Origin of the sequence: Novosphingobium sp. ERW19 (genome assembly GCF_012641315.1) — a bacterium.
Lineage (GTDB): Bacteria > Pseudomonadota > Alphaproteobacteria > Sphingomonadales > Sphingomonadaceae > Novosphingobium.
In genome coordinates this window covers 338,143-363,064 of sequence record NZ_JABAIC010000005.1, presented here as the reverse complement: position 1 = coordinate 363,064, position 24,922 = coordinate 338,143, and the positions used below count along the sequence as shown (strand labels likewise).

The window sequence follows — 24,922 nt, the reverse complement described above, 5'->3', positions numbered from 1 at the left end:
CGCGCAGGTAGTGCGTCTGCCCCCGAACTTCGGCGGGGTAGAGCCCCCAGACGTCGACCATCCACGCCGCGGCGCCCGCGGGATCGGGCAGGGCAATTTCGATGCTGCGCAACTTCACTTGGCGTTCTCCTGATCGAATCCGGCAGCCTTGAGGCCTGCCAGCGCGCAGTCCTCGTCACACTCGCCGGTATCGCCGCTGATGCCCACGGCACCAATGATCGCGCCGCCTGTGCGGATCAGCACGCCGCCGGGCGAGAAGGCGATGTTGCCGCCCACCGCCACGCTCACGCTCTGGAAGAAGGCGGGATTGCCCTTGGCGCGTTCTGCCAGGACGCGGGTATCATCGCCCATGCCGAGCGCGCCCATCGCCTTGGCGCGGGCGATGTCATGGCGGAACAGGCTGGCCCCGTCCTCGCGCGCGAAGGCCGCCGGATGGCCGCCGGCATCGAGCACGATCACCGCAAGCGGCCTGGCACTGCGCGAGCGCGCCTCTGCCAGTGCGGCGGTGACGATGGTCTGGGCTGCGTTGAGCGTCAGGCTCATGCCGCAATCTCCTGCTTCTGGCGCAGCATCGCATCGCGCAAGGCCAGCAGGTCTGCCGCAGCGCCGGTGCCGAACACATAGTGATCGGGGCGCACCAGCACGGCATCGACATTGTGGTCCACCAGCCAGTTCAGTACCGCGCCGTTGTCGGGCAGATCGCTGGCCACGACAGCGCCGTCCGTGCCGCCGTCGCGCACGAACAGGCGCCAGCCCTGGCCGACGAGATCGTCGAGCTTGCGCCCGTCTGTGAGAATCGGCTGGATGAAGCGCTGGCCTGCGGCAGGCGTGCCCTGCGCCACGAAGCCGGTCGAGATCGCCGGGATCAGGTCTGCCGCGGTCTCGCCTGCCTTCTGCGCCGATTGCGCGCGGATGCTGGCATCGCGCTGCGCCGCCCGGGCCGGATCGAGTTCGCAGATATAGCGCCCGGCCGCTACCGCCGCGCCGATCACGCCGCGCACGTGCGGGTCGCGCTCGGGCTGGTAGGTCGTCAGGATGGCCTCGTCCGCGCCATCGTTGACGATCGCCGCCATCTTCCAGGCAAGGTTGGCCACATCGCGCAGGCCATGGCACATGCCCTGTCCGAAGAACGGCGGGGTCTGGTGCGCGGCATCGCCGGCCAGGAACACGCGGCCCACCTGCCACTGCTCGGCCACCAGCCCGTGGAAGCGGTAGGTAGCGGCGCGCACGATCTTGTGCGGTACGTCTTTCATCCAGGCGCCGACCAGGGCCGCGACATTCTCCTCGCGCATCATCTCGGCATCGTCTTCGTGCGGCAGGAGCATGAACTCCCAGCGGCGATGGTTGCGGCGGCCCGGGACCACCGTTGCCGGGCGATTGGGATCGCACATCATCACCGAGAGGCGCTGCAGGTCCGCGCCCTCGGGCACGCCGGTCAGGTCCGGGAAGGTCACCGGCCCTTCCACTTCGGCATCGACCACCAGCCACGGCTCCTCGAAGCCGAGATCGTCGAGCTTGACGCCCAGCGCCTTGCGCACCGGGCTGCGCGAGCCATCGGCAGCAATCGCCCAGCGCGCGGTCAGGCTGCGCTGCGCGCCATCCTGCGCGTAGGTCACCGTCACGCCGTCATCGCCTTGCGAGAGCGAGGTGAACTCGGCGCCCAGCAGCAGACCGATGCTGCCCCCGATGCAGCTGTTGTCGGCAAACGCCGCGCGCAAGTGCGCCTCGAACTCGGGCTGGTAGAAGAAGTAGTCGTTGGCCCACCCGAACGGGCGCGGCTTGCCGACCGTGCCCATGTAGCGGATCACGCCATGATCGGCGCCGACATGGAGGTGCCCGTCGGTCGCCACCATGTCCGGCTCGACCCGGTCGATCACGCCTGCACTCTGGAACAGGCGCATCATCTCGTGATCGAGATGGACCGCGCGCGGCAGCGGATAGTGCTCGGTCTCCTTCTCGAGCACGACCACCGACAGGCCCTGCCTGCCCAGCAGGTTGGCCGCCATCGCACCCACCGGGCCGCAACCGATCACGGCAACGTCAAACATCGTCGACATCAGGCGGCAACCTCGGCAGGCGCCTTGTAGAGCGCGCCGCCCTTCATGATCATGACGAGCTTGTCCTTGTCCTGCAGGATCGAGACGTCCTGCGTCGGATCGCCGTCGACCAGCAGCAGATCGGCCAGCCAGCCCTGCTTCACCCGGCCCACCTCGAGGTCCATCAGTTCGCCGCCCAGCGCGGTTGCTGCGTGCAGCGCCTCGGCCGGGGTGTAGCCGAAGTGATCGACGAAGATCTGCAGGTCGCGCGCATTGCGGCCATTGGGATTGAACGGAAAGCCATAGTCGCCACCGATCAGGATGCGCATGCCCCGGGCCTTCAAGGCGGGCACCAGCTTGGCTTCCAGCGCCATCCGCTCGGCCGCGCTTTTCTTCATGTGGCTCATGTCGATGTGCGGCGGCGGCGTGGCTTCCAGCGCGGCGATCGAAACGCCCGGCGATGGTGCGTAGAACGTCGTGTCCCTGGCCGCGATCATCGCGTCGGCTGCCGCCTCGTCGGCGTAAGAAGCGTGGTAGATGATTCGCGCCCCGGCCTTCAGCGCCAGCTCGATCGCCTTGGGATAATAGGCATGGGTGGCGATCCACAGGCCCGCCTCGCGCGCCGCTTCGCCTGCCGCTTCCATCTCCTCGTCGGTATAGAGCACGTCGCCGGCCGAACCGGGCTTCAGGGCATCCTCGCCCGAGACCACCAGCTTGAGCGAGCCGATACCCTGCTCCTTGCAATAGGCCACGAACTTGCGGATCGCCTCGGCCCCGCGCCCGTTGAACACGTCACCGGTGTCGACGCCCTCAGCCCCTTCCGGGCTGCGCTCCAGCGTCGAAGGCACGAGCCGCGGCCCCGGCGTCTCGCCAGCATCGATTGCCCGCGCCAGCGCAACCTCGATGCCATCCCCCAGCGCGCCTGCCGAATAGGCGCTGGTAAAGCCATGATCGAGCAGCACCCGCGCATTGCGCCACGCCGCCACCTTCAACTCGTCCTCCGGCAGGATGAACTGGTGATAGATCTTCTCCACCGAAGACCCCCACGTCAAATGCGCATGCGCCTCAACCAGCCCAGGCATCAACACACCGCCCGCGCCGTCGATCACGGTGGGGGCTTCGTCGAGAGGAGTCTCCTCGCCTGCAGCCATTACGGCGGCGATTCTGCCATCGCGCACGAGCACCGACTTTGCGCCGTCAAGCAGCGCCTCACCGTCAAAAACCCGGACGTTCCTGATCATCACGGCCATAGCACCCGCCATCCCATTTCTCCCGTTCACCGGGATGACCTAGCTCTCGCTATGGGGCCGGAAAAGTACTGATATGCAATATTTGGATAGTCAGAGCCTATGGAACGGGGCCGCCAAGGCCAATCACAACTCGAGCAGACTGTCATCCCGGACGAGGCTGACCAGACGGAGCCCATGACTTGCCGCCTGTTCGCAAGCCAGCGTGGACGCTGCCGAGATCGTCGCGAGCAATGGGACTCCCGCGATGATCGCCTTCTGCACCAGTTCGAAACTGCAGCGCGCGGTGAGCAGCACGAAATGGTCGGCCATTGCCAGGCCCTTACGAGCCGCTGCGCCGATCAGCTTGTCGAAGGCATTATGCCGACCGACATCCTCGCGCACCAAGCAGATCGTGCCGTCGGCATCACACAGCGCTGCCGCATGTGCTGCGCCCGTTGCGCGGCCGAGCGCCTGATGGTCACGCATCCGGGCGGCTGCGCGGAAGATCGCATCTGCCCCAACCTCGGTCCGCGCCGCCACCGGCTGCAGCGGCCTCATGACCTGCTCGAGGCTCTCGATCCCGCAAAGCCCGCAGCTTCCCTCGGAAAGCCGCAACCGCGCGCGTTCGAGCAGCGGAGCCGCGCCTTCCGCGGCAAGCTGCACGCGCAGCATCCATCCACCGGCATCAACGCGCGCAGCCTGAGCCGAAACGAACTCGCGCGGGGAAGCGATCAACTGTTCCGACAGGCAGAAGCCGAGCGCGTAGTCTTCAAGATCGACCGGAGTTGCCATCATCACGGCATAGCCTACGCCGTTGATTTCCAATGCGACCGGCGCCTCTTCGATCAGCGCTCTGTCAAGCGTGCGTGAGCTCCGGCCATCTGCGAAGTCTTCCCGGAACGAGAAGATCCTTGTGCCGTCAACCGGCATCGGAGCCATGGACTTGCGGATCGGTGGCGCGGCTCTGCGGAGCGGGAACGCGCCCCTCTGCCAGCCGCGTAAGAGCCTCGGCCGCCACCGGATCGAGCCCGGCAGAGCCTTGGGCGATAAGCGTATCGATCATGCGCGGTGTCCAGAACGAAACGATATGGTCGGCCACTGCCGCCACGGGCTTGTCGTCATGCACCAGGTTGCGCGCGATCTGGTTGGCCATGTAGGCCAGCTTTTCTGCCGTATGCGCGGTCATTCGGCCGGCTCCATCGCGCTGTCCTGGCCCACGATCCGGCGGGAGCGCGAGGCTTGCGCCTCATAGTCTTCCTGCCAGTCGGTCGGGCCGTTGGAAGGCGTGATCTGCACAGCCGTCACCTTGTATTCCGGGCAGTTGGTCGCCCAGTCGGAGTAGTCGGTGGTGACCACGTTTGCTTGCGTCGCCGGGTGGTGGAACGTGGTGTAGACCACGCCCGGGGCCACGCGATCCGTCACTAGCGCGCGCAAGGTCGTCTCGCCAGACCGGCTTGCCAGCTTCACCCAGTCGCCAGACTTGAGGCCACGGTTGTCGGCGTCGGTCGGATGAATTTCGAGAACGTCTTCGGGATGCCAGACAGTGTTCGCCGTGCGCCGCGTCTGCGCGCCGACGTTGTACTGGCTGAGGATGCGCCCGGTCGTCAGCAGTAGCGGGAAACGAGGGCCGGTGCGCTCGTCGGTCGGCACATAGTCGGTCACCACGAACTTCCCCTTGCCGCGCACGAACCCATCGATGTGCATGATCGGCGAGCCATCTGGCGCCGTGTCGTTCACCGGCCACTGCAGCGAACCTTCGGCATCCAATCGCTTGTAGTTCACGCCCGTAAAGGTCGGCGTAAGCCGTGCGATCTCGTCCATGATCTCGGACGGATGCGTGTAGTTCCAGTCCAGCCCGATGGCGCGGGCCAGTTCCTGCGTGACCTGCCAGTCTTCATATCCGTTGAGCGGCTCCATCACCTTGCGCACTGGCTGGATGCGGCGCTCGGCATTGGTGAAGGTGCCGTTCTTTTCAAGGAAGGTCGATCCCGGCAGGAAAACGTGGGCGTAATTCGCGGTCTCGTTGAGGAACAGGTCGTGGACGATCACGCATTCCATCGCGGCAAGGCCCGCCGCGACATGCTTGGTGTCGGGGTCGGACTGGAGGATGTCCTCGCCTTGGATGTAGATCGCCTTGAACTGCCCGTCGGTTGCGGCGTCAAGCATGTTGGGGATGCGCAGGCCCGGTTCGGGATCGATCTTCACGCCCCACTCGGCTTCGAACAGGTCGCGCGTTGCCTTGTCCGAAACGTGGCGATAGCCGGAAAGCTCGTGCGGGAAGCTGCCCATGTCACAGGCGCCCTGCACGTTGTTCTGCCCGCGCAAGGGGTTCACGCCGACACCGCGACGACCGATGTTGCCGGTGGCCATAGCGAGGTTGGCGATGGCCATGACGGTGGACGAGCCTTGGCTGTGCTCGGTGACGCCAAGACCGTAATAGATCGCGCCGTTGCCACCCTTGGCGTAGAGGCGTGCCGCGCCGCGAATGGCTTCGGGATCAACGCCGATCACGGGCGAAAGGAACTCGGGGCTGTTGCGCTCTGCCGAAACGAATTCTGCCCAGTGCTGGTATTCGTCCCAATCGCAACGTTCACGGATGAACGCTTCGTTGGCGAGGCCTTCGGTGACGATCACGTGGGCAATCGCTGTCAGTATCGCCACGTTGGTGCCGGGGCGCAGCGGCAGGTGGTAGTCCGCCTCGATATGCGGTGAGCGGACCAGATCTGTGCGGCGCGGGTCGATCACGATCAGCCTGGCACCCTGACGCAGGCGCCGCTTCATCCGGCTGGCGAAGACCGGGTGCCCGTCGGTCGGGTTCGCGCCGATCACGAGGATCACGTCGCTGTCCTCGACGCTGTCGAAGTCCTGCGTACCCGCCGAAGTGCCGAACGTGGTCTTGAGGCCATAGCCGGTGGGCGAATGGCAGACGCGCGCGCAAGTATCGACGTTGTTCGTGCCGAAGCCCGCCCGGATCAGCTTCTGGACGAGGAACGTCTCCTCGTTGGTGCAGCGGCTGGAAGTGATGCCACCCAGTGCGTTGCGGCCGTAAGTTTCACGGATGCGGTTGATCTGGCCCGCCGCATAGGTCAGCGCCTCTTCCCACGAAACCTCACACCATGGCTGATCGATGGTCTCGCGGATCATCGGCGAGAGGATGCGCTCCTGGTGCTGGGCATAGCCCCAGGCGAAGCGGCCCTTGACGCAGGAGTGCCCGCGATTGGCCTTGCCGTCCTTCCAGGGCACCATGCGCACCAGCTGTTCGCCACGCATTTCGGCGCGGAAAGTGCAGCCAACGCCGCAATAGGCGCATGTCGTCACGACAGCGCGCTCGGGCTTGCCGATCTCCTTGACCGCCTTTTCCTGCAGGGTCGCCGTCGGGCAGGCCTGCACGCAGGCACCGCAGGAAACGCATTCGGACGACAGGAAGCTGTCCGAGGCAAAGCCCGCCGAAACCTTGCTGTCAAACCCGCGCCCGTCGATCGTCAGCGCCAGCGTTCCCTGCACTTCATCACAAGCACGCACACAGCGCGAGCAGACGATGCACTTGCTGGGATCAAAATCGAAGTAGGGGTTCGAGATGTCCGGCATCGCGCCGAGATGGTTTTCGCCCTCATAGCCATAGCGCACATCGCGCAGGCCCACGGCGGCGGCCTGATCCTGCAGTTCGCAATCGTTGTTGGCGCTGCAGGTCAGGCAATCGAGCGGGTGATCGGAGATGTAAAGCTCCATCACCCCCTTGCGCAGCTTCTGCAGGCGCGGGGTCTGGGTGTGGACTTTCATGCCCTCGGCCACCGGGGTGGTGCAGCTTGCAGGCGTGCCGCGCATCCCGTCGATCTCGACAAGGCACAGGCGGCACGATCCGAACTGCTTGAGATTGTCGGTGGCGCAGAGCTTGGGGATCGAACCGCCGGTCAGAGCCGCCGCGCGCATTACGGTCGTGCCGGAGGGCACCGTTACTTCGCGTCCGTCGATGAAGCAGGTCACTTCCGTGTCGCTGCGGACTTCCGGGGTGCCAAAGTCGGCCTGGCGTTCATAACCCATGGGATTGCTCCTCGGCGGCCATCAGATCCGCCGGTGTATTGATATTAGCAGGATTTTCGGAAAGGCGCACCGCCCGCGCGCCGACCAGTTCGGCAAAAGCGCGCATCGAATGTCGGGCATCGCTGGTCAGCAGCGCATCGAGCGTGGCCGAGGCGCTGGGAGGCCACAGCCCGATCACTGGCTGGCTTTCGCAATAGGAGGGCGCCGGCTGCAACTGGGCGGCCAGACCTTCGCCCAAGCCAAAGCTGTCGACCGAACAGGTCAGCACTTCATCGTAACCCGCATCGCGCGCATGGTGGAGCGCAGCGGCAATTCCGCCCAGTGGACCCATGTCAGCGCGCGGCCAGTCTGGCAGCGTGGGCGCAGGCGCTTCCTCTCGCCCCACCACGACCACCGCATCGCACTGCGCCGCCAAGGCATCCACCGCCCGCGCTAGCAGCGTGCGCCCGCCCAGTTCGGCCAGCGCCTTGTCGCTGCCGAACCGGGTGGAGCGTCCACCGGCAAGGACGGCGCCCAAGATCACTCGGCCGCTTCCTTTGCCGGAGCGGCGCCGAAATCCTCGGGGAAGTTGCGCAGCGCCGAAAGCACCGGATAGGGCGTGAAGCCGCCCAGCGCGCAGAGCGAGCCGAACTTCATCGTCTCGCACAGGTCTTCCAGCAGGACGATCTCGTCCGCCAATGACCGCTGCGCCTTGCGGGCGTTGTGCATCTGCGGCAGCGCCTCGACCTTGTCGGGCGTCCGACCCGACCGCGCACGGATACGGTCGATAAGTTCTACGCCGCGTGTCGAGCCAATGCGGCAGGGCGTGCACTTGCCGCAGGATTCGGCGGCGCAGAATTCCATGGCGAAGCGCGCCTGGCGGCTCATGTCTGCCGTATCGTCGAACACGGTGATCCCGGCGTGGCCGATCAGGCCATCGGCGGCGGCAAAGGCTTCGTAATCGAACGGCAGGTGGAAATCGGACGGCGCGTGATAGGCGCCCAGCGGCCCGCCCACCTGCACTGCGCGCACCGGACGGCCCGATGCCGTGCCACCGCCAATATCGTTGACCAGTTCGCCCAGCGTGATGCCGAAGCCCACTTCGAACAGCCCGCCGTGTTTCACGTTGCCCGCGATCTGGATCGGCATCGTCCCCTTGGACCGGCCGAAGCCCACACCCGCATAGGCCTCGGCTCCATTGGCCAGGATCCATGGCACGGCGGCCAGCGTCAGCACGTTGTTGACCACGGTGGGCTTGCCGAACAGCCCTTCCAGCGCCGGCAGTGGCGGCTTGGCCCGCACTTCGCCGCGCTTGCCTTCAAGACTGTTCAGCAGCGAAGTTTCCTCGCCACAGACATAGGCGCCCGCGCCCACCCGCACTTCCAGTTCGAACGGCGCGATGAGGTGCGCCGACGCGCGCACTGCCGCTTCCATCTTGGCAATCGCGTGCGGATACTCGCTGCGAATGTAGACGTAACCCTTCTGCGCGCCGACGGCGTGGGCGGCAATCGCCATGCCCTCGACCAGCATGAACGGATCGCCCTCCATCACCATGCGGTCGGCAAAGGTCGCGCTGTCGCCCTCGTCGGCGTTGCAGACGATGTATTTGCGGTCAGCGGAGGCCTTGGCCACGGTCGTCCACTTGATGCCTGCCGGGAAGCCGGCACCGCCGCGCCCGCGCAGGCCGGATTCGGTCACTTGCGCAATCGTCGCCTCTGGGCCGAGTGCGCGCGCCTTGGCGAGCCCCTGCCAGCCACCGTGCGCGGCGTAGTCTTCAAGGCTGAGGGGCCGCGTCTGGCCAGCGCGCGCGAAGGTGAAGCGCTGCTGGCGGGCAATGAAGGGATGCGCTGCAATCGGGCCGATGGCCTTGGCCGAACTGCCTGCCAGCACGGCGGCAACGTCTTCAGGCTCCAGCGAGCCGAAGCCCTGACCATCAATCTCGGCCAGCGGTTCCAGCCAGTGCATGCCCCACGATGACACGCGCTCAACGGTGCAACCTGCCGCGGCGAATGCGGCCGCCACATCGTTAGCGCCGCAAGCCAGCGCCAGCGCATCGTCGCTGATCCGGACAAGTGTCATGCCAGCGCCTCCACCAGCGCACCCAGCTTAGCTGCATCGAGCCGTGCATGGACCTTGCTGCCGACCATCGCGTTTGGCCCCACCGAGCACAGCCCCAGACAATAGACGGTCTCGACCTTCACCCGTCCGCTGTCCGACAATGTCGCCGCAAGCGCATCGACGCCGCGCGCCTGGCACGCTTCCGCCCGGCACAGCTTCAGCACAGGGCGCGGATCGGCTTCCGCATGGAAATCATGGTAGAAGCTGACAACCCCCTGCACTTCGGCGCGGCTGAGGTTCAGCGCCTGCGCAATCGCGCGGATCGCCTCTTCCGAAACGTGGCCGTATTCGGCCTGCACGTCATGCAGGATCGGAAGCAGCGGGCCTTCCCGGCCTGCGTGTGCGGCGATGATCTGGGGCAGTCGTTCCATGGCGCTCCGATCTTGTCCGAAACAGACCGGTGGTCAAATCGAAAAAGTCGAACCTTGATAGAGCTCTTCTATCAAAGTCCGGCAAGGCTGCGCGAAACGGCCAGCGCCGTGCTGGCCATAGGGCTGAGCGGCACGCGATTGACCACGACCAGGCCGATGCGGCGTGGCATGTCGCCATCGTCCAGCACCGCGCAGCATGCCCACGGCAACCCTGCCAGAAGGCTGGCATAAGTATCGGGCACGATGGTGCAAAAGCCCCCGGAGCGGACGAGGTCAAACAGCGTGACATAGCTGTCCGCCACCGCCCGCGGCGTTATCGCCAGCCCGCGATCCAGCATGCGCGCGTCGAGTATGCGGCGGAACTGCATGCCCTGGTGAAGGAGGCACAGCGGTTGCACAGAAGCCTCTTCCCACTTGATTTCCGTCAGACCGCCGAGCGGGCCATCCGCGCGCGTCACGAACAGGTAACGCTCTGCGTGAAGCGGCACGGTCAGCACATTGGCCGGAGTTTCGTGATCGAGATAAGTCAGGCCCGCATCGCACTCGAAGGTGTTCAGCGCGCGCTCGATCTCGCGCGAGGTGGCAGAGCGTACGGACAGGCTCAGGCCCGGATGTCGCTGAAGCAGAGTGTCGCCGAACTGGCCGGCAAGCGGCAGCGCCGCAGGGATGGCGGCAAGGGCAAATTGCCCGGTAATCGATGCAGAACGCGCCGCCACCGAACTCGTCATCCCCGCCACCGCGCCGAGAATCTGTTCGGCCCAGGGCAGCATTGCCTCCCCCTGCGGCGTCAGCCCCACAAAGCGCCGGTCCCGCTCGATCAACCGATGGCCAACCTCGCGCTCCAGCGCGGATAGCCCGGCAGACAGCGTTGGCTGTGAAACGCCGCATTCCTGCGCGGCATTGGCAAAGTGCCGCAGGCGGGCGATGGTCACGAAATAGCGGAGCTGGCGCGGGTGCATGGCCTCATGCCTAGGTTGATAGGATGCACCTATCAAGCGAGATACTTCCCCAAATGGCAGGTCTCGCAAGGGAGCAGGCGGGCGCATAGGGCACCTATGGACAGTGCCCAGCTTTCGGAACGGAGCCTGACGGTGTGGTACGATGGTGCCTGTCCGCTCTGCTCGCGCGAGATCGCGGCGATAAGGCGGCTGGATCGCCAGGGCGTCATCGCCTTTGTCGACATTGCCGATTGCGCTGCCGCCTGCCCGATCGACCGAGAGGCCGCGCTCGCGCGGTTCCATGTGCAGGAGGGCGGAGAAGTCCTTTCCGGCGCGGCGGCGTTTGCGGCAATGTGGCGTGCGATCCCGGCCTTGCGCTGGCTGGGCTTGCTGGCCCGCTGGCGCCCCCTGGAAATCGTGCTGGAGCGTTGTTATCGCTCATTTCTTGTGATCCGTCCTGCACTGCAAAGGCTATTGAAATGAGCGGATCGCGTTATCGCAAGGTGCCCTCGGCGCGGCTTTCGCGGCTGGCAGCGTTCGGCCAGTTGGCCGGGGGCGTGGCCGGTGGGGTGCTTGCCGAAGGTGCGCGGCGGCTTGCCCGCGGCGAGGCGCCGAAGCTTTCGGACCTGCTGCTAACCCCCGGAAATGCCATGAGAGTTGCCGACCAGCTCTCTCGTCTGCGCGGCGCGGCGATGAAGCTGGGGCAGATGATCTCGCTCGATGCCGGTGACGTGCTTCCGCGCGAACTGACCGAAATTCTGTCCCGATTGCGGGATTCGGCGCATTTCATGCCGCCTGCCCAGTTGGAGCGTGTGCTGAGCGCGGAGTGGGGTGCAGGTTGGCGCGCGAAGTTTCGGCACTTCGGGGCGCAGCCGATTGCAGCTGCTTCGATTGGGCAGGTGCACAAGGCTGTCCTGCCCGATGGCCGGGTGCTGGCCATCAAGGTGCAATACCCTGGAATTGCTGCAAGTATTGACGCTGACGTGGACAATGTGGCCACGCTTTTGCGCGTCTCGGGGCTGCTACCGCAGGGCCTCGACATCAATCTCCAACTCTCCGAGGCAAAGCGGCAACTCCACGAGGAGTCGGACTATCTCCGCGAGGCAGAGATGATGCAGCGCTATGGCAAGATGCTTGCCGGCGAGGACGCATTTCTCGTCCCCCAGGCATACGCCCCCCTCTCGGGCCGCAACGTCCTGGCGATGGACTTCATCGAAGCGCGTCCGATCGAAAGCCTTCTCACCGCGCCTCTCGAAGTGCGCAACAAGGTGATGGGGGCGCTGCTTGGCCTGACCTTGCGCGAACTGTTTGCGTTCGGCTTCATGCAGACCGATCCGAACTTCGCCAACTTCCGCTGGCAGCCTGAGACCGGCAAGCTGGTGCTGCTTGACTTCGGTGCCGCGCGCGAGGTTCCGGGGGCCACGACCGAGGCCTACCGGCGGATGTTGATGGCGGGGCTGGCGGAGGACCGCGATGCCTTGCGGGCCGCCTTGACCAAGGTCGGTTTCGTTTCAGATCAGCAGCTTGCCCGCCACGGCGCAGCCTTTGACCGGATGCTCGACGTTTTGATCGGCCATCTTGGAAAACCCGGTCTGTTCGATTTCTCCGACCGCTCCTTTGTCGAGCGGGTGCGGGCCGAAGCCGAGAAGGTCGCCGCGGACCGCGCTTCGTGGCAAGTTCCCCCGGTCGATACGCTGTTCGTGCAGCGCAAGGTCAGCGGTACAGCGCTGCTCGCCATCCGCATGAAGGCGCAGTTGCCGTTGTGCGAGATGGTGGCAGAGGCAATCGGCGGCGACTGTCCTCCACAGCAAACGCTTCGTCGCGCATTGGGTTAGCAACGGAACAGGCGAGCGGAAATTCCGTTTTCGTTTCATGCAGATAGATCTCCACCAGCGAAGCACCTCCCTCCCCGCTTCGGAGGCCCCCCGCTTCCAAAGCGACACGATCCAGCAGGCGCTGGCGCGTTGGAACCGTGAGCGCCTGAGCCCCCAGTTTCCGTCCTCGGACTGGAACCAGCACTTCGAGCATGAAGCGCAGATGCGCTATCTAGAAACCTCGTTCCTCGAGGAATTGCGCGCCGAGGTGGCCGACCGCGCCCGCGAGGCGCCGACTGATGTTGATGGCTTCGTCGAATGGTTCGAGGACCTCAAGCAGACCGGCCCCGGCCAAGGTGACCCGCTGTTCCCGTGGCTGGCCGACAGCGCCAACGAAGTGCAGCTGCGCTGGTTCTTCGAACAGGAAGCGGCAGGCGAAGCCGGGTTCGATGATCTTGTCGCCTATACCCAGGTCAAGCTCCCGGTCAGCGCGAAGCTCGAACTTGCCCGCAACTACTGGGACGAGATGGGCCGTGGCAACGTGCGCGGGATGCACGGGCCGATGCTCAATGATCTGGCCGTGACCATGGGCGTGGAGCCGACCATCGAGAACACCGTGTGGGAAAGCCTTGCTCTCGCCAACGCGATGACCGGCATGGCCACCAATCGCGGTTTCGCATGGCATTCGGTCGGTGCGCTGGGCGTGATCGAGCTGACGGCGCCGGGCCGCTCGGCCATGGTCGCCAAGGGCCTGCGCCGCATCGGCCTGTCCGACCGTGAACGCCGCTACTTCGATCTTCATGCCGTGCTCGACGTGAAGCACAGCGAGGACTGGAACCGCGAGGCACTGCGGCCGCTGGTCGAGGTAGACCCGCGCCGCGCCACGGCGATGGCCGAAGGTGCGCTGATGCGCCTAATGTGCGGCAAGCGCTGTTTTGCACGTTACCGTGCGACACTCTGGGGATAATCGCACATCGGGATGTGATTCAGGTTGACCTGCGCCATCGCGATGTGACACACGCGACTCATGGCACAGGACATTGTGGCGCGTGCGCGCAAGCTCATCGAGGATCGGGTCATATCGCGGGCGGCGCTCGCCCGCGCGGCCGGTCTGCACCCCAACACCTTGCGCGATGCGCTCTCGCCGGATTGGAACCCGACCGCGGATACGCTGACCAAGCTTGAACGAGCGATGGACGACAGCGATGACGAGGACTTCGCGCTGGCGACGGTCGAGGAAATCATTGCCGACGTCCGCAATGGCCGCATGGTCATCCTCGTCGATGACGAGGACCGCGAGAACGAAGGCGATCTCGTCATCCCCGCACAGATGGCAACGCCTGAATCCATCAACTTCATGGCTACCCATGGCCGCGGGCTGATCTGCCTGTGCCTGACCTCCGAACGTGCCGACAAGCTCGGCCTCGAACTGATGAGCCGCAACAACGGCACGCGCCACGGCACGGCCTTCACCGTCTCGATCGAGGCCCGCGAAGGCGTTGACACCGGCATTTCCGCGGCGGATCGCGCGCGCACCGTTGCGGTGGCCGTCGATGCCATGAAGGGCCGCGACGATATCGTGACGCCGGGCCACGTCTTCCCGCTGATCGCCCGCGATGGCGGCGTGCTCGTCCGCGCTGGCCACACCGAAGCTGCGGTCGACCTGCCGCGCCTTGCCGGACTCAACCCCTCGGGCGTGATCTGCGAGATCATGAACGACGACGGCACGATGGCGCGCCTCAACGACCTCATCCCGTTCGCCCGCAAGCACGGCCTCAAGATCGGCACGATCCGCGACCTGATCGCCTACCGCCGCCGCCATGACCACCTGGTCGAGTGCCTCAACCAGGCACCGTTCCATACCGATTACGGCGGCGAATTCACGATAAAGACCTATCGCAACAAGGTCGACGGCTCGGTCCATCTCGTGCTGCAGAAGGGCCACATCCTGCCCGACACGCCGACGCTGGTGCGCATGCACTCGATCTCGGTCCTGTCCGACGTGCTCGGCCAACCGGGACCGCGCAAGCGCATCCTCCAGCGCGCCATGAGCGAGATTGGCGAGGCAGGCTCAGGCGTCATCGTGCTGCTGATGCCCACCGATCCGGAACAGCTGATCCGCGAGGTCGGCGGCACCGCCGGGCATGACATGGAGCTGCGCAGCTACGGCATCGGCGCGCAGATCCTCGCCGACCTCGGCATTCACGACATGATCCTGCTGACCAACTCGCACCACAACCTCGTCGCGCTCGAAGGCTATGGCCTGAACATCGTTGGCGAGCGGGCGATCCCGGCGAACTGAGGCTGCCCGAGTTGGCGATCAGGTCGTGGCGCTTGCCGCCATGACCTGACGCCCATCGGCAGCGAAGGCGGCAAGCTCCAGCGCGCGCTCTTCTCCGCGCATCACCAGATGCAGCGCCTCGCCGCAGATCGCCGGCGAAAGCCCGCGAAAAGCAAAGCTCTTCAGCGCATTGTCGCCCAGCTCTGCCTGCGCGAGATCGAGCAGGAGCGTGGCCGTCAGCGGGCCGTGAACGACCAGCCCGCGATAGCCCTCGCCTTCAGCGGCATATGGCAGGTCATAGTGGATGCGGTGGCTGTTGAAGGTCAGCGCCGAATAGCGGAACAACAGCGGCTCGTCCGGGGTCAGCGTGCGGTGCGCGGTCCACGGCCCCGGATGGAAAGCGCCCTCCCCCAATGGCGGCGGCACCAGGGGCGATCCGGCGGCTGCGGCGGCGCGATAGACCACGCTCTGCACTTCGCGCACGGCCACTTCACCATCGCTCAGCGTCTCATGCGCAACTTCGACAAAGACCAGCGCGCCGCTGGCGCCCTGCTTTTCCGTGATCGTCGCAACTGACGATCGCCGCTCAACCGCCGCGCCGAGCATGATCGGCGCAACAAATTCCACCTTGCTTGCCGCCCACATCCGGCGCGGGAGCGGCACTGGCGGCAGGAAGCTGTCCGGGCTGTCGTCACGAAGCGGGTGACCGTCGGCCCCCAAGGTCGACGTTGGCGCATCGGGCGTGCACAGGCACCAGTGGAAGCCTTGCGGCATGGCCCCGTCGGCGGGCGCAGCGCGATCGAACGTAGCCAGCCAGCGCGCGGCAAGTGCGGCGTCGGCGCGATCCGTGCGGCGCTCGGTCCGGCCGATCCAGTTCTGCCATTCACCCATCAGTTGCGCCCTTCCAGCAGCCCGCGCGCAATGACCTGCGCCTGGATTTCCGCTGCGCCTTCGAAGATGTTGAGAATGCGTGCATCGCACAGCACGCGGCTGATCTCGTACTCGAGCGCGTAGCCGTTGCCGCCATGGATCTGCAGCGAGGCATCGGCGTTCGACCATGCCGCGCGCGCTGCCAGCAGCTTGGCCATGCCGGCCTCGATATCGCAGCGCTTGCCTGAATCCTTGGCCCGGGCGGCGACATAGGTAAGCTCGCGCGCAAGGACCATGTCGACCAGGCTCATCGCCAGCTTGTCGGCCACGCGCGGGAAGTGGACGATCGCCTTGCCGAACTGCTGGCGGCTGCGCGCATAGTCGAGCCCCAGTTCCAGCGCGCGGCGGGCGACGCCGACGGCGCGCGCGGCGGTCTGGATGCGCGCGCCCTCGAACGTGCGCATCAATTGCTTGAAGCCCTGCCCCTCCTCGCCGCCGAGCAGAGCATCGCCGGGTGCGCGCAGGCCATCGAACTGCAGCGCATATTCGCGCATGCCGCGATAGCCGAGCACCTCGATCTCGCTGCCGCTCATGCCCGGTTCGGGGAAGGGTTCAGCCTGCGTCCCCCGACGCTTGGGCACCAGCAGCATCGACAGCCCGGCATAGCCTTTGGCATCAGGGCGCGTGCGGGCCAGCATGGTCATCAGGTCCGACCGGGCGGCGTGGGTGATCCACGTCTTCGCGCCATCGATTACCCAACCCTCGCCCTCACGCCGTGCGCGGGTCTGCAGCGAGCCGAGGTCTGAGCCGGTATCGGGTTCGGTGAACACCGCTGTCGGCAGGACCTCCCCGCTGGCGATGGCCGGAAGCCACTGCGTCTTCTGTGCCTGCGTCCCGCCCAGCACGATCAGCTCCCCCGCAATCTCGGAGCGGGTACCCAGAGAGCCTGCGCCGATCCAGCCGCGCGAAAGCTCTTCGGTAACGAGGCACATCACCAGCTTGCCGAGGCCAAGCCCGCCGAACTCTTCGGGGATGCAGACCCCGAACGTGCCGAGATCGGCCATTGCCCGCACCGTCTCGTCCGGGATCAGCGCATTGGCGAGGTGCCACTTGTGGGCGTGGGGCAGAATCTCGGCATCGGTGAATCGCCGGAACTGGTCGCGGATTGTGTCGAGCTCCTGATCGCCAAGGCTTTCCGAAGGCCACTGCCCGGCAGCAAGAGCGCTCACCACTTGCGCGCGGACATTGGCGTGGTCAGTTTCGAGCAGGTCCGCGCAGTCCTGCGCCAGTCCGCGCGCCGCGGCGATCAGCCCCAGATCTACCGGCCGCAGGATCTCGTTCTGGCCCATCGGCAACCCGCCGACGAGTTGGCCCAGCGTCTCGGCAAAGGCCAGCCGGGCTACTGTTTCATCGAGCGCGCCACCGGTGCATTCGGCCCAAGCCGCCACCGCCTCAAGCGCGGCAACGCTCGTCGCGATCCAGGCAAAGCCGTGCGCCGCACGCTGGTGCTCGTCGATCCGCGCACCTTCCAGCCGCCCGGCCAGCGCCGCCTGCGCCGCTGCTTGATAGCGCCGCGCCGCACCCAATTCCTCCTCAAACATCCTGTTCTTTTTCCGGATTGTAGAATGTAAGCATTGCTATTATCGCCATGCCATGAAAGTCAACGTGGCCTTCTTGTCATCTGACGTCGGACGCCTGTTCCGCAAGCGCTTTGCCGCCAGTGCCCAGCACTTTGGCGTGACCGGGCCGCAGTGGCGCATGCTGGCTGCGATCCAGCGCGATCCCGGCACCAACCAGGGCGCGCTGGCCGGATGGCTCGAGGTTGAGCCGATCACCGCCGGGCGGATGATCGACCGGCTCGAGAAGCTGGGTCTCGTCGAACGGCGCGACGATCCGGCGGACCGGCGCTGCTGGTGCCTCTACCTCACCGCCAAGGGCGAAGAGCTGATCCGGTCGATGACACCGCTGGCGCAGCAAGCCATTGGCGAGGCGGTTTCCGGCCTGACCGACGACGAACATGCCCAGCTCCTCTCGCTGCTCGAACGCGTGCGCATGAACCTTTCCGATGATACCACACCTGAAGCGAACCTGATCCATGGCCGAGGCTGATCCTTTTCCCCCCCAGAATGCGCCCGCTGCCCAAGCCGCGAAGGAGCACGTTGGCGAGACGCGTTCCAGGCGTACCCGCACGATGCTGATGGTGCTTGGACCGGTTGTCATTGTTGTCGGGGCACTGTGGTACTGGTTCGGCAACCAGGGCACGGTCGAAACCGACAATGCCTATGTCAAGACCGACATCGTCGCTGTTGCGGGCGAAGTCAGCGGCCTGATCACCAAGGTCAACGTGCGCGAGAACCAGCACGTCAAGGCGGGCGACGTGTTGTTCACGATTGACCCCGCCACTTTCGACGCCACGATCCGCCAGGCCGATGCGCAGATCGCCACGGCGCAGGCCAGGGTCACTGCGCTGAACGCCGACGTTGCCGCCAAGGCCGCCGATCTTGCTGCCGCCAACGACGACCTTGCCCTCGCCCAGGCGAACTTCGCGCGCGAGAAGGCGCTGATGGACAAGGGGTTCAACACCCGCGCCCGCATGGATGCGGCGGAGCATGCCGTTGCCGTGGCGCGCGACCGCATCGTCTCGATCCGCGCCGAGGTGGCGCAGGCCCGCTCGGAACTGGCAACCGGCGCGCAAGTGCCCGGCGTCAATCCTGCCATCGCTGCGGCGCAGGCCAATCGCGCCAAGGCGACGCTCGACATGGAGCGCACCGTCGTGCGCGCGCCAGCCGATGGCGTGGTCACGCAGGTCACGCGGCTTCAGGTGGGGCAGATGGTGTTCCCCGGCGTGCCGATGGTCTCGATCGTGCGCGATGGCAGCGCCCGGGTCGATGCAAACTTCAAGGAAACCGATCTCAACCACATGCGGCCCGGCCAGCCCGCCGAGATCGAGATCGACGCCTATCCTGGCCTGAAGCTGAAGGGCCACGTCGAATCCATCGGCGCGGGCACGGGTTCGGAATTCTCCGTGCTTCCGGCGCAGAACGCCACCGGCAATTGGGTCAAGGTGATCCAGCGCGTGCCGGTGCGCATCGCCATCGACAGCAAGTCGGAGCGTCCACTGATCGCCGGTCTAAGTTCCGACGTCACCGTCCATGTCGGCAAGTAGCGCCGAACAACCACCGCTGGTCTCGCGCAACCGGCCGCTGATGCTGGTCGGCGCGATGGCGGCGATGGTCATGTACACGCTGGACACCACGATCGCCAACGTCGCCCTGCCGCACATGACGGCATCGTTGAGCGCGACGCAGGACACGATCACCTGGGTGCTGACGAGCTATGTGCTTGCCTCGGCCGTGGCGCTGCCTCTGGCGGGCTGGCTGGTGGACAAGTTCGGCATCCGCACCATGATGCTCGCCTCGGTGCTGCTGTTCACGGTGGCATCGATGCTGTGCGGCGTTGCCCAGAACCTTGAACAGATGGTGCTGTTCCGCGTGTTGCAGGGACTTGGCGGGGCGTTCCTCTCGCCGCTGGCGCAGACAGTGACTCTCGATTCCAGCACGCCTGCAGAACGGCCCAAGATGATGGGGCTCTATACCCAGGGCGTCATGCTCGGGCCGATCACCGGGCCGATCATCGGCGGATTCCTTACCGACAATTACAACTGGCGCTGGGTGTTCTACGTCAACCTGCCGGTTGGCCTGATCTGTTTCCTGCTGCTGTGGCTCTACCTGCCCAAGACGCCGACCAGGCACCGGCGCGTGGACATTACCGGCTGGGTACTGGTCGCGCTGACGGTGTCGGCGATCCAGCTGATCCTCGACCGGGGCCTGACGCTCGACTGGTTCGCGTCGGCCGAGATCGTCGCTTACGCGGTGGTGGCGCTGGCCGGGGCGTGGCTGGCGATCTTCCACCTTTCCGGCACTGCGCAGCCGCTGTTTCCGGCGGCGCTGTTCCATGATCGCAATTTCACCGTAGGCCTTGCCTTCATGTTCCTGATCGGCCTGGTGATGATGTCGGTCATGGCGCTGCTGCCGGGGCTGCTTCAGCAGATCTACGGCTACACACCGTTGCAATCGGGCATGTTGCTGGCCCCACGCGGCATCGGCATGCTGGCGTCGATCACTCTGTTCGGGCGGTTCATGACCAAGATCGACGCTCGCGCCCTGCTCGCGCTCGGTCTGCTGCTGATGGGCGGCTCGATGTGGCTGATGACCGGCTGGTCGCTGGAGATGCCGCGTGGCCCGATCATCATGGCCGGGCTGCTGCAGGGGCTGGGCCTGTCGTTCACGTTCATGCCGATGAACCTGATCTCCTTTGCCACCTTGCCGCCGCACTTGCGCACCGATGCCTCGAGCCTGGGCAACCTGATGCGCAACCTCGGCTCCTCGATCGGCATTTCCGCCGCCTCGGTGGAACTGGCCCGCAACATTCAGGTCAACCATGCCGAGCTTGGCGCGCATGTCACGCGCACGCTGGTGCCGTTCGATCTCGACCGGATCACTGCCTATGGCGGCACTGGTGAAACGATGCTCCGGGTGATGGATGGCATGGTCAACCAGCAAGCTGCGATGATCGCCTACATCAACGACTTCTATGCGATGGCGATGGCCTGCGTGGTGGCGATCCCCCTGCTGATGCTGGTGAAGCCGGCCAAGCCCGCGCCACCGCGCTGACTCTGCCAGCGCTGGACAAAAAAATGGGGCCGACTTGCGCCAGCCCCTTTTGAAGTTTGGGAGAGGATGCCTGAAAGGCCTTTTCGGTATGCGCATTTTGCCGGATTCCCGCAAATGAGAATAACGCTTCTAAATTTGCGTTTTATGCAACTGTCGCGCGTTTTGCCGCCAGAACCGTATTGCTGAGCAGGCAGGCGATGGTCATTGGCCCCACCCCGCCCGGCACCGGAGTCACCGCCTTGGCGTGATCGAGTTCATGCGTCGCGCAATCGCCGACGATCTTCGTGTTGCCATCATGGTCGACCACGCGGGTGATACCCACGTCAATCACCACGGCGCCCGGCTTCACCCAATAGCCCCGCACCAGATGCGGCGCACCGGCGGCGGCAACGATGATATCGGCCTTGCGCGCGACATCGGGCAGGTGCTTCGTCTCGATGTGGGTGACCGTCACGGTCGCCTCGCGTTCGAGCAGCAGCATCGACACCGGCTTACCGACAATGTTCGACTTGCCGATCACCACCACGTTCAGGCCGCGATAGTCATCGATCACGCTGTCAAGCAGCAGCATGACGCCCAGCGGGGTGCACGGCACGAGGCCGCCGGTTCCGGTCGAAAGACGACCGACGTTGACCGGGTGGAACCCGTCGACGTCCTTGCCCGGATCGATGCGATCAAGCACCAGCGAGGCATCGATGTGCTTGGGCAGCGGCAGCTGGACGAGGATACCGTGGACTTGCGGGTCGGCGTTGAGTTCTTCGATCAGGGACAGCACAACGTCCTGCGCCGTGTCTGCGGGCAGGCGATGTTCTATCGAGCGGATACCGGCCTTGCGGCACTGCGCGATCTTGCGCCCGACATAGACCTCGCTCGCCGGATCATTGCCGACGAGGATTACGGCAAGCCCGGGCGCATCGCCACCTGCGGCAACGATGTCCGCCACGTCCGCGGCGGCGCGTGCCAGCACTTGCGCAGCCAGCGCCTTGCCATCGATAATCTGGGCCATCGCCTGTTCCTCAACCGCTAATATTGTATGTGTTGCATACAATATTAGCGGTGAGACGCTCTGAATGCAACCGCTTCGGGCACGACGTCGGCCAGCACATGAGCCAGTGCCCGTGCATTCAGATCGCGTGCCTTCTCCTCGGTCTCCGCCTCGCTATAGCAGCGCAATTCCGGCGCATTGCCCGAGGGACGGAAGTGGATGATCGCACCATCGGCAAAACTCATGCGATAGCCATCGGTTGTGTCGATGCCGGTGGGGAAGCCGGCGATTTCGCCGAACAGGCGGGCGATGCGGGCAAGCTGCTCGTCCTCCTCGCCGTGGCTGAGGAACGCGATCAGGGCGGCGCTGTGATCCTGCGGAAAATCGGCAACGCGATCCGAGAAGGTGAAGCGCGGCGGCAGTTCGGCCACGACTTCGGCCAAGGGACGGGTCTTTGCGTTCAACACCACCGCGATGATCGGCAGCAGGGCATCGCGCGTCGGCAGTGGCGCAAGATCGTCCACCGCGCTGCCCAGCAGGAAGCCGCCATTGGCTTCATAACCGCAGACCCGCGCTGCAGGGTCTGCCTCAGCCGCGTCCATCATCGCCCGGATCACATAGGGCGACCCGATGCGGGTGCGCACGACCTTGGGCGCGGCCCCGCTCAACTCCAGCACGGTGTTGGAACTGACTGGGGTGACGACCACGTCCGCCGAGACGGCACGCGCGCACAGCAGGCCGACGATGTCGCCGCGCAGCCAGGTGCCATTCCCGTCAGCCACCAGCGGACGATCGGAATCGCCATCGGTCGAGATGATCGCGTCCACCTGGTTCTCCGCCGCCCACATGGCGGCAAGCGCAATGTCCTCCTCGCGGATCGCTTCGGTGTCCACTGGTACGAAGACCGTCTCTCGCCCAAAAGGCAGGGCTTTGGCTCCCAGCGCCTCGACTGCCCGGACCAGCACGTCGCGCCCGACCGCGGTGTGCTGATAGACGCCGACGGTCAGCCCTGACAGCGCATCCGGGCCGAAATGTCGGACGTAACGGGCGATGTATTCGTCCTCTACCGGGGTAACTTCGGGTAGGGCAGCGGGGCTTAACAGGCTGTCGTCATTACCGAAGCGGGCCGGGTCAATCGTCACGCGCTGCCCGACGATGCCCGCCTCGTCGCTCTTCAGCACTTCGCCATGGGGACGATAGAACTTGATGCCGTTGCGGTCTGCCGGGATGTGGCTGCCAGTCACCATGATCGAGGGGATGCCCAGACCCATCGCGTGGAAGGCAAGCGCGGGGGTGGGCGTGAGGCCGCAGAAAACCACTTCCCCGCCACAATCCTGCACGGCGGTGGCGCAGGCAGCGAGGATGCGTGGCGTGCTGGTTCTGAGGTCTCCGGCAAGGGCTACGCGATCCCCGCTCGAAAATTCTCCAATCTGGCGCAGGTACTGCAGAAAGGCGCTGGCATAGGCGTGACAGAGCTTGTCGGTCATGGCCGAAGCGAGACCGCGCACGCCGCTGGTGCCGAAGGGAACCCCGCTCGAGGCCATCAATTCCGACACGGAGACACCCGATTCAGAACCTATTGCGTTCATTTGCAAAGACTTTTCCTTCCAATCGCGAGCCTGCGCCGCCTGGCCGACCCTGCCCATACCGCACAGGCGAAAGCTGGCAAAGCACGTTAGCTCGTTTGGCTTGGAACCGGGGCAAGCACGTTACGTTCCCCCGGGAAAAGCCGATCTGAGCATACTTTATCGTCCATCGTGCCAAGGGCACATCTTGCAGGACAGCAAAAAAAGTTCACACAACATTGGCACAAAGATACCGAACCCTCCCCATTTGTGCTGCAACTGCGAAGAACGGATTCTCTAAAAACGATGGCAGCCGCCCGAACCGACCCGTCCGCTCCTGCGGCGCACCACCCCGTACCCACGATCCGTGACTTCTTCCGCTGGTCGCGGCAGGTTCTCGGGCCGGATGCGTCGTTCGTGCGGCTCGCGCTGCTATTTGGCGTTGCGATTTCGCTATTGTCGCTGGCCACGCCGATCTCGGTGCAGTTGCTGATCAATTCGGTTGCCAATACGGCCCTGCCCGCGCCGCTGCTGACGCTGGCGGCGATCCTGTTCGTGCTGCTGCTGATCTGGGGCGTGCTGAGCGCGTTTCGCGTGCATTTGCTGGCCCGGTTCGAAAGGCGATTCTTCGCCCGGCTCGTGGCGGAAATAACGCTGCGCGCGGTCCATGCGCAGAATCCGTTTTTCGTGGACGCCCGCCGCGGTGACCTGTTCAACCGCTTCTTCGACATGGGCATCGTCCAGAAGACGCTGACCAGCCTGCTGATCGGTGGCTTTACCATCGTTCTGCAAAGCTTTGTCGGGCTAGTGGTGACAAGTTTCTACCACCCGTTCTTCCTGGCCTTCAATTTGGTGCTGGTGCTGCTGGTGGTGATCATCTGGCGCATCTGGGCAAATGCCTCGATCGCCAGCGCGGTGGCCAAGAGCCATGCCAAGCATGCGACGGCGCACTGGCTCGGCACGGTCGGCGGTTCGAACGGTGTCTACAAGTCCAGCCGCCACATGGCCTATGCCATCAACCGTTCGGAAGAGATGACTGCGGGCTATGTGGCGGCGCATCGCCACCACTTCCGCTATACCTTCGGCCAGACGCTGGCGCTGCTGCTGCTCTACGCCCTGGCCAGCGCCGGTCTGCTGGCAATGGGCGGCTGGCTGATCCTGCAGGGCGAGCTTTCCATCGGACAGCTGGTGGCTGCCGAGCTGATCCTGTCCGGCGTGTTCTATGGCGTGGCGCAACTCGGAACCTATCTTGAGGTGTTCTACGAATTGTCCGCCAGCCTCGAAGAGCTGCACCTGTTCTGGGAAGTGCCGCAGGAAGCGGCGCCCAGAGACAACGCCGCCTGCCCACCCGATGGCGCGATCCGCCTGCGGCAGGTCCATCACGGAGATCACGTTCTCGATTTCTCGGTGCCGAGCGGCGCGCAAGTCGGCGTGCTCGCCGCGCCGGGGGTGGAGCGTACGCTCGCCACCTTGCTCAAGCGGCTGGAAGTGCCGCGTTCGGGCATCGTCGCGGTGGGCGGGGCAGACCTTGCCACGCTTGACATGTACCGCCTGCGCTCGGACGTGATCGTGCTCGACCGGCCGACCATCGTCGAAATGTCGGTGCGCGAATATCTCAGCCTTGGTGATCCCTCCCGGCCCGAGGCGCAGATCGATGCGCTCGCGCTTGTCGGTCTGGATCGCCGCGTGGGCTCGCTGCCGGGTGGCCTTGATGCGCTGCTGTCAAGCTCTGGCTATCCGCTCACCGTGGGCGAGACCATGGCGCTGAAGCTTGCTGGCGCGCTGATCGCCCGCCCGCGCGTGCTGATGCTTTCACCGATCTACGACATGCTGCCGCCGGCAAGGCTCGAAGCCGTATTCGCGGCGCTGCGCCCGTATGGTACCACGATCCTGCAGTTCACCAACCGGCCCGAGGGACTGAAGCGCGACTCCTGGCTGTGGATCGGGCCGGACAGCCAGGCCGAGGGCCTTACCGTCGATGACGTGATGCATTTCGCCTATAACGGAAGGGAGGGCTGAAGC

The 24,922-nt window shown here is 65.3% G+C and carries 22 protein-coding genes; 8 read left to right on the top strand and 14 right to left on the bottom strand.

Annotated features, from left to right (window positions below):
* Positions 1-114 precede the first annotated feature (114 nt).
* The 10 genes from HGI46_RS12570 to HGI46_RS12525 all read right to left on the bottom strand — a co-directional run bounded on the left by HGI46_RS12570 (position 115) and on the right by HGI46_RS12525 (position 10,733).
* Entirely contained in the window at positions 115-543 is a 429-nt protein-coding gene (locus HGI46_RS12570; RefSeq protein WP_168904447.1) for a heme-binding protein, read from the bottom strand.
* A complete protein-coding gene (locus HGI46_RS12565) occupies positions 540-2,048 on the bottom strand; it encodes a bifunctional 3-(3-hydroxy-phenyl)propionate/3-hydroxycinnamic acid hydroxylase (protein ID WP_168904490.1) in 1,509 nt (502 codons plus the stop codon). Before HGI46_RS12565 ends, HGI46_RS12570 begins: the two co-directional genes overlap by 4 nt.
* An 8-nt stretch (positions 2,049-2,056) precedes the next feature.
* Complete coding sequence (locus tag HGI46_RS12560) at positions 2,057-3,286, bottom strand: amidohydrolase family protein (protein ID WP_168904489.1); 1,230 nt, start codon at positions 3,284-3,286, stop codon at positions 2,057-2,059.
* A gap of 123 nt (positions 3,287-3,409) precedes the next feature.
* Complete coding sequence (gene fdhD / locus HGI46_RS12555; protein ID WP_168904446.1) at positions 3,410-4,204, bottom strand: formate dehydrogenase accessory sulfurtransferase FdhD; 795 nt, start codon at positions 4,202-4,204, stop codon at positions 3,410-3,412.
* Positions 4,185-4,451: a formate dehydrogenase subunit delta gene (locus HGI46_RS12550; RefSeq protein WP_168904445.1), complete on the bottom strand. Its 267-nt coding sequence runs from the start codon at positions 4,449-4,451 to the stop codon at positions 4,185-4,187. The genes fdhD and HGI46_RS12550 overlap by 20 nt, the downstream gene beginning before the upstream one ends.
* Complete coding sequence (fdhF, locus tag HGI46_RS12545) at positions 4,448-7,306, bottom strand: formate dehydrogenase subunit alpha (RefSeq protein ID WP_168904444.1); 2,859 nt, start codon at positions 7,304-7,306, stop codon at positions 4,448-4,450. The genes HGI46_RS12550 and fdhF overlap by 4 nt, the downstream gene beginning before the upstream one ends.
* Positions 7,296-7,829 carry a molybdenum cofactor guanylyltransferase gene (locus HGI46_RS12540; protein ID WP_168904443.1) on the bottom strand — a complete coding sequence of 178 codons (534 nt, stop codon included), beginning with the start codon at positions 7,827-7,829 and terminating at the stop codon, positions 7,296-7,298. Before HGI46_RS12540 ends, fdhF begins: the two co-directional genes overlap by 11 nt.
* The gene (locus tag HGI46_RS12535) at positions 7,826-9,364 is read right to left on the bottom strand and encodes an NADH-ubiquinone oxidoreductase-F iron-sulfur binding region domain-containing protein (protein ID WP_168904442.1); all 1,539 of its coding nucleotides are present in this window, start codon (positions 9,362-9,364) and stop codon (positions 7,826-7,828) included. The genes HGI46_RS12540 and HGI46_RS12535 overlap by 4 nt, the downstream gene beginning before the upstream one ends.
* Positions 9,361-9,774, bottom strand: a complete 414-nt coding sequence (locus tag HGI46_RS12530; RefSeq protein WP_168904441.1) for an NAD(P)H-dependent oxidoreductase subunit E — start codon at positions 9,772-9,774, stop codon at positions 9,361-9,363. Before HGI46_RS12530 ends, HGI46_RS12535 begins: the two co-directional genes overlap by 4 nt.
* 71 nt (positions 9,775-9,845) lie before the next feature.
* On the bottom strand, positions 9,846-10,733 hold the full coding sequence (locus HGI46_RS12525; RefSeq protein WP_168904440.1) for a LysR family transcriptional regulator: 888 nt from the start codon (positions 10,731-10,733) through the stop codon (positions 9,846-9,848).
* A 96-nt stretch (positions 10,734-10,829) separates the two neighbouring features.
* On the opposite strand from HGI46_RS12525, the gene HGI46_RS12520 reads away from it, so the two are divergent.
* The 4 genes from HGI46_RS12520 to ribB are packed head-to-tail and all read left to right on the top strand — an operon-like array spanning position 10,830 to position 14,828.
* A complete protein-coding gene (locus HGI46_RS12520) occupies positions 10,830-11,195 on the top strand; it encodes a DUF393 domain-containing protein (RefSeq protein ID WP_168904439.1) in 366 nt (121 codons plus the stop codon).
* Positions 11,192-12,547 carry an AarF/ABC1/UbiB kinase family protein gene (locus tag HGI46_RS12515; protein WP_168904438.1) on the top strand — a complete coding sequence of 452 codons (1,356 nt, stop codon included), beginning with the start codon at positions 11,192-11,194 and terminating at the stop codon, positions 12,545-12,547. The genes HGI46_RS12520 and HGI46_RS12515 overlap by 4 nt, the downstream gene beginning before the upstream one ends.
* 37 nt (positions 12,548-12,584) lie before the next feature.
* Positions 12,585-13,493 carry an iron-containing redox enzyme family protein gene (locus HGI46_RS12510; protein WP_168904437.1) on the top strand — a complete coding sequence of 303 codons (909 nt, stop codon included), beginning with the start codon at positions 12,585-12,587 and terminating at the stop codon, positions 13,491-13,493.
* Positions 13,494-13,553: 60 nt separating this feature from the next.
* Positions 13,554-14,828, top strand: coding sequence for a 3,4-dihydroxy-2-butanone-4-phosphate synthase (gene ribB / locus HGI46_RS12505; RefSeq protein WP_118075469.1), 1,275 nt, complete (start codon positions 13,554-13,556; stop codon positions 14,826-14,828).
* Positions 14,829-14,846: 18 nt separating this feature from the next.
* Here ribB and HGI46_RS12500 read toward each other — a convergent pair whose 3' ends face one another.
* Together HGI46_RS12500 and HGI46_RS12495 are read right to left on the bottom strand one after the other, a co-directional pair.
* The gene (locus HGI46_RS12500; protein WP_168904436.1) at positions 14,847-15,698 is read right to left on the bottom strand and encodes a MaoC family dehydratase N-terminal domain-containing protein; all 852 of its coding nucleotides are present in this window, start codon (positions 15,696-15,698) and stop codon (positions 14,847-14,849) included.
* Positions 15,698-17,278 carry an acyl-CoA dehydrogenase family protein gene (locus tag HGI46_RS12495; protein ID WP_168904435.1) on the bottom strand — a complete coding sequence of 527 codons (1,581 nt, stop codon included), beginning with the start codon at positions 17,276-17,278 and terminating at the stop codon, positions 15,698-15,700. Before HGI46_RS12495 ends, HGI46_RS12500 begins: the two co-directional genes overlap by 1 nt.
* Before the next feature lie 52 nt (positions 17,279-17,330).
* Between HGI46_RS12495 and HGI46_RS12490 the strand changes: the two genes are divergently transcribed.
* The 3 genes from HGI46_RS12490 to HGI46_RS12480 are packed head-to-tail and all read left to right on the top strand — an operon-like array spanning position 17,331 to position 20,350.
* Entirely contained in the window at positions 17,331-17,786 is a 456-nt protein-coding gene (locus HGI46_RS12490) for a MarR family transcriptional regulator (protein ID WP_168904434.1), read from the top strand.
* On the top strand, positions 17,773-18,843 hold the full coding sequence (locus HGI46_RS12485) for an HlyD family secretion protein (protein ID WP_168904433.1): 1,071 nt from the start codon (positions 17,773-17,775) through the stop codon (positions 18,841-18,843). The genes HGI46_RS12490 and HGI46_RS12485 overlap by 14 nt, the downstream gene beginning before the upstream one ends.
* Positions 18,830-20,350, top strand: a complete 1,521-nt coding sequence (locus HGI46_RS12480; RefSeq protein WP_168904432.1) for a DHA2 family efflux MFS transporter permease subunit — start codon at positions 18,830-18,832, stop codon at positions 20,348-20,350. The genes HGI46_RS12485 and HGI46_RS12480 overlap by 14 nt, the downstream gene beginning before the upstream one ends.
* 142 nt (positions 20,351-20,492) lie before the next feature.
* Here HGI46_RS12480 and folD read toward each other — a convergent pair whose 3' ends face one another.
* Together folD and HGI46_RS12470 are read right to left on the bottom strand one after the other, a co-directional pair.
* Complete coding sequence (gene folD / locus HGI46_RS12475; RefSeq protein ID WP_168904431.1) at positions 20,493-21,356, bottom strand: bifunctional methylenetetrahydrofolate dehydrogenase/methenyltetrahydrofolate cyclohydrolase FolD; 864 nt, start codon at positions 21,354-21,356, stop codon at positions 20,493-20,495.
* A 44-nt stretch (positions 21,357-21,400) separates the two neighbouring features.
* Positions 21,401-22,891, bottom strand: coding sequence for a phosphomannomutase (locus HGI46_RS12470; protein ID WP_346766728.1), 1,491 nt, complete (start codon positions 22,889-22,891; stop codon positions 21,401-21,403).
* Positions 22,892-23,206: 315 nt separating this feature from the next.
* Here HGI46_RS12470 and HGI46_RS12465 point away from each other — a divergent pair, with 315 nt between their 5' ends.
* The gene (locus tag HGI46_RS12465; RefSeq protein WP_168904430.1) at positions 23,207-24,919 is read left to right on the top strand and encodes an ABC transporter ATP-binding protein; all 1,713 of its coding nucleotides are present in this window, start codon (positions 23,207-23,209) and stop codon (positions 24,917-24,919) included.
* The last annotated feature ends 3 nt before the right edge of the window (positions 24,920-24,922 follow it).

What these genes read in the sequence shown, in the direction of transcription:
- HGI46_RS12570 (WP_168904447.1), bottom strand. Translation starts at nt 543, where the DNA reads ATGAGCCTGACGCTCAACGCAGCCCAGACCATCGTCACCGCCGCACTG.
- HGI46_RS12565 (WP_168904490.1), bottom strand. Translation starts at nt 2,048, where the DNA reads ATGTTTGACGTTGCCGTGATCGGTTGCGGCCCGGTGGGTGCGATGGCG.
- HGI46_RS12560 (WP_168904489.1), bottom strand. Translation starts at nt 3,286, where the DNA reads ATGGCCGTGATGATCAGGAACGTCCGGGTTTTTGACGGTGAGGCGCTG.
- fdhD (WP_168904446.1), bottom strand. Translation starts at nt 4,204, where the DNA reads ATGGCTCCGATGCCGGTTGACGGCACAAGGATCTTCTCGTTCCGGGAA.
- HGI46_RS12550 (WP_168904445.1), bottom strand. Translation starts at nt 4,451, where the DNA reads ATGACCGCGCATACGGCAGAAAAGCTGGCCTACATGGCCAACCAGATC.
- fdhF (WP_168904444.1), bottom strand. Translation starts at nt 7,306, where the DNA reads ATGGGTTATGAACGCCAGGCCGACTTTGGCACCCCGGAAGTCCGCAGC.
- HGI46_RS12535 (WP_168904442.1), bottom strand. Translation starts at nt 9,364, where the DNA reads ATGACACTTGTCCGGATCAGCGACGATGCGCTGGCGCTGGCTTGCGGC.
- HGI46_RS12530 (WP_168904441.1), bottom strand. Translation starts at nt 9,774, where the DNA reads ATGGAACGACTGCCCCAGATCATCGCCGCACACGCAGGCCGGGAAGGC.
- HGI46_RS12525 (WP_168904440.1), bottom strand. Translation starts at nt 10,733, where the DNA reads ATGCACCCGCGCCAGCTCCGCTATTTCGTGACCATCGCCCGCCTGCGG.
- HGI46_RS12520 (WP_168904439.1), top strand. Translation starts at nt 10,830, where the DNA reads ATGGACAGTGCCCAGCTTTCGGAACGGAGCCTGACGGTGTGGTACGAT.
- HGI46_RS12515 (WP_168904438.1), top strand. Translation starts at nt 11,192, where the DNA reads ATGAGCGGATCGCGTTATCGCAAGGTGCCCTCGGCGCGGCTTTCGCGG.
- HGI46_RS12510 (WP_168904437.1), top strand. Translation starts at nt 12,585, where the DNA reads ATGCAGATAGATCTCCACCAGCGAAGCACCTCCCTCCCCGCTTCGGAG.
- ribB (WP_118075469.1), top strand. Translation starts at nt 13,554, where the DNA reads ATGGCACAGGACATTGTGGCGCGTGCGCGCAAGCTCATCGAGGATCGG.
- HGI46_RS12500 (WP_168904436.1), bottom strand. Translation starts at nt 15,698, where the DNA reads ATGGGTGAATGGCAGAACTGGATCGGCCGGACCGAGCGCCGCACGGAT.
- HGI46_RS12495 (WP_168904435.1), bottom strand. Translation starts at nt 17,278, where the DNA reads ATGTTTGAGGAGGAATTGGGTGCGGCGCGGCGCTATCAAGCAGCGGCG.
- HGI46_RS12490 (WP_168904434.1), top strand. Translation starts at nt 17,331, where the DNA reads ATGAAAGTCAACGTGGCCTTCTTGTCATCTGACGTCGGACGCCTGTTC.
- HGI46_RS12485 (WP_168904433.1), top strand. Translation starts at nt 17,773, where the DNA reads ATGGCCGAGGCTGATCCTTTTCCCCCCCAGAATGCGCCCGCTGCCCAA.
- HGI46_RS12480 (WP_168904432.1), top strand. Translation starts at nt 18,830, where the DNA reads ATGTCGGCAAGTAGCGCCGAACAACCACCGCTGGTCTCGCGCAACCGG.
- folD (WP_168904431.1), bottom strand. Translation starts at nt 21,356, where the DNA reads ATGGCCCAGATTATCGATGGCAAGGCGCTGGCTGCGCAAGTGCTGGCA.
- HGI46_RS12465 (WP_168904430.1), top strand. Translation starts at nt 23,207, where the DNA reads ATGGCAGCCGCCCGAACCGACCCGTCCGCTCCTGCGGCGCACCACCCC.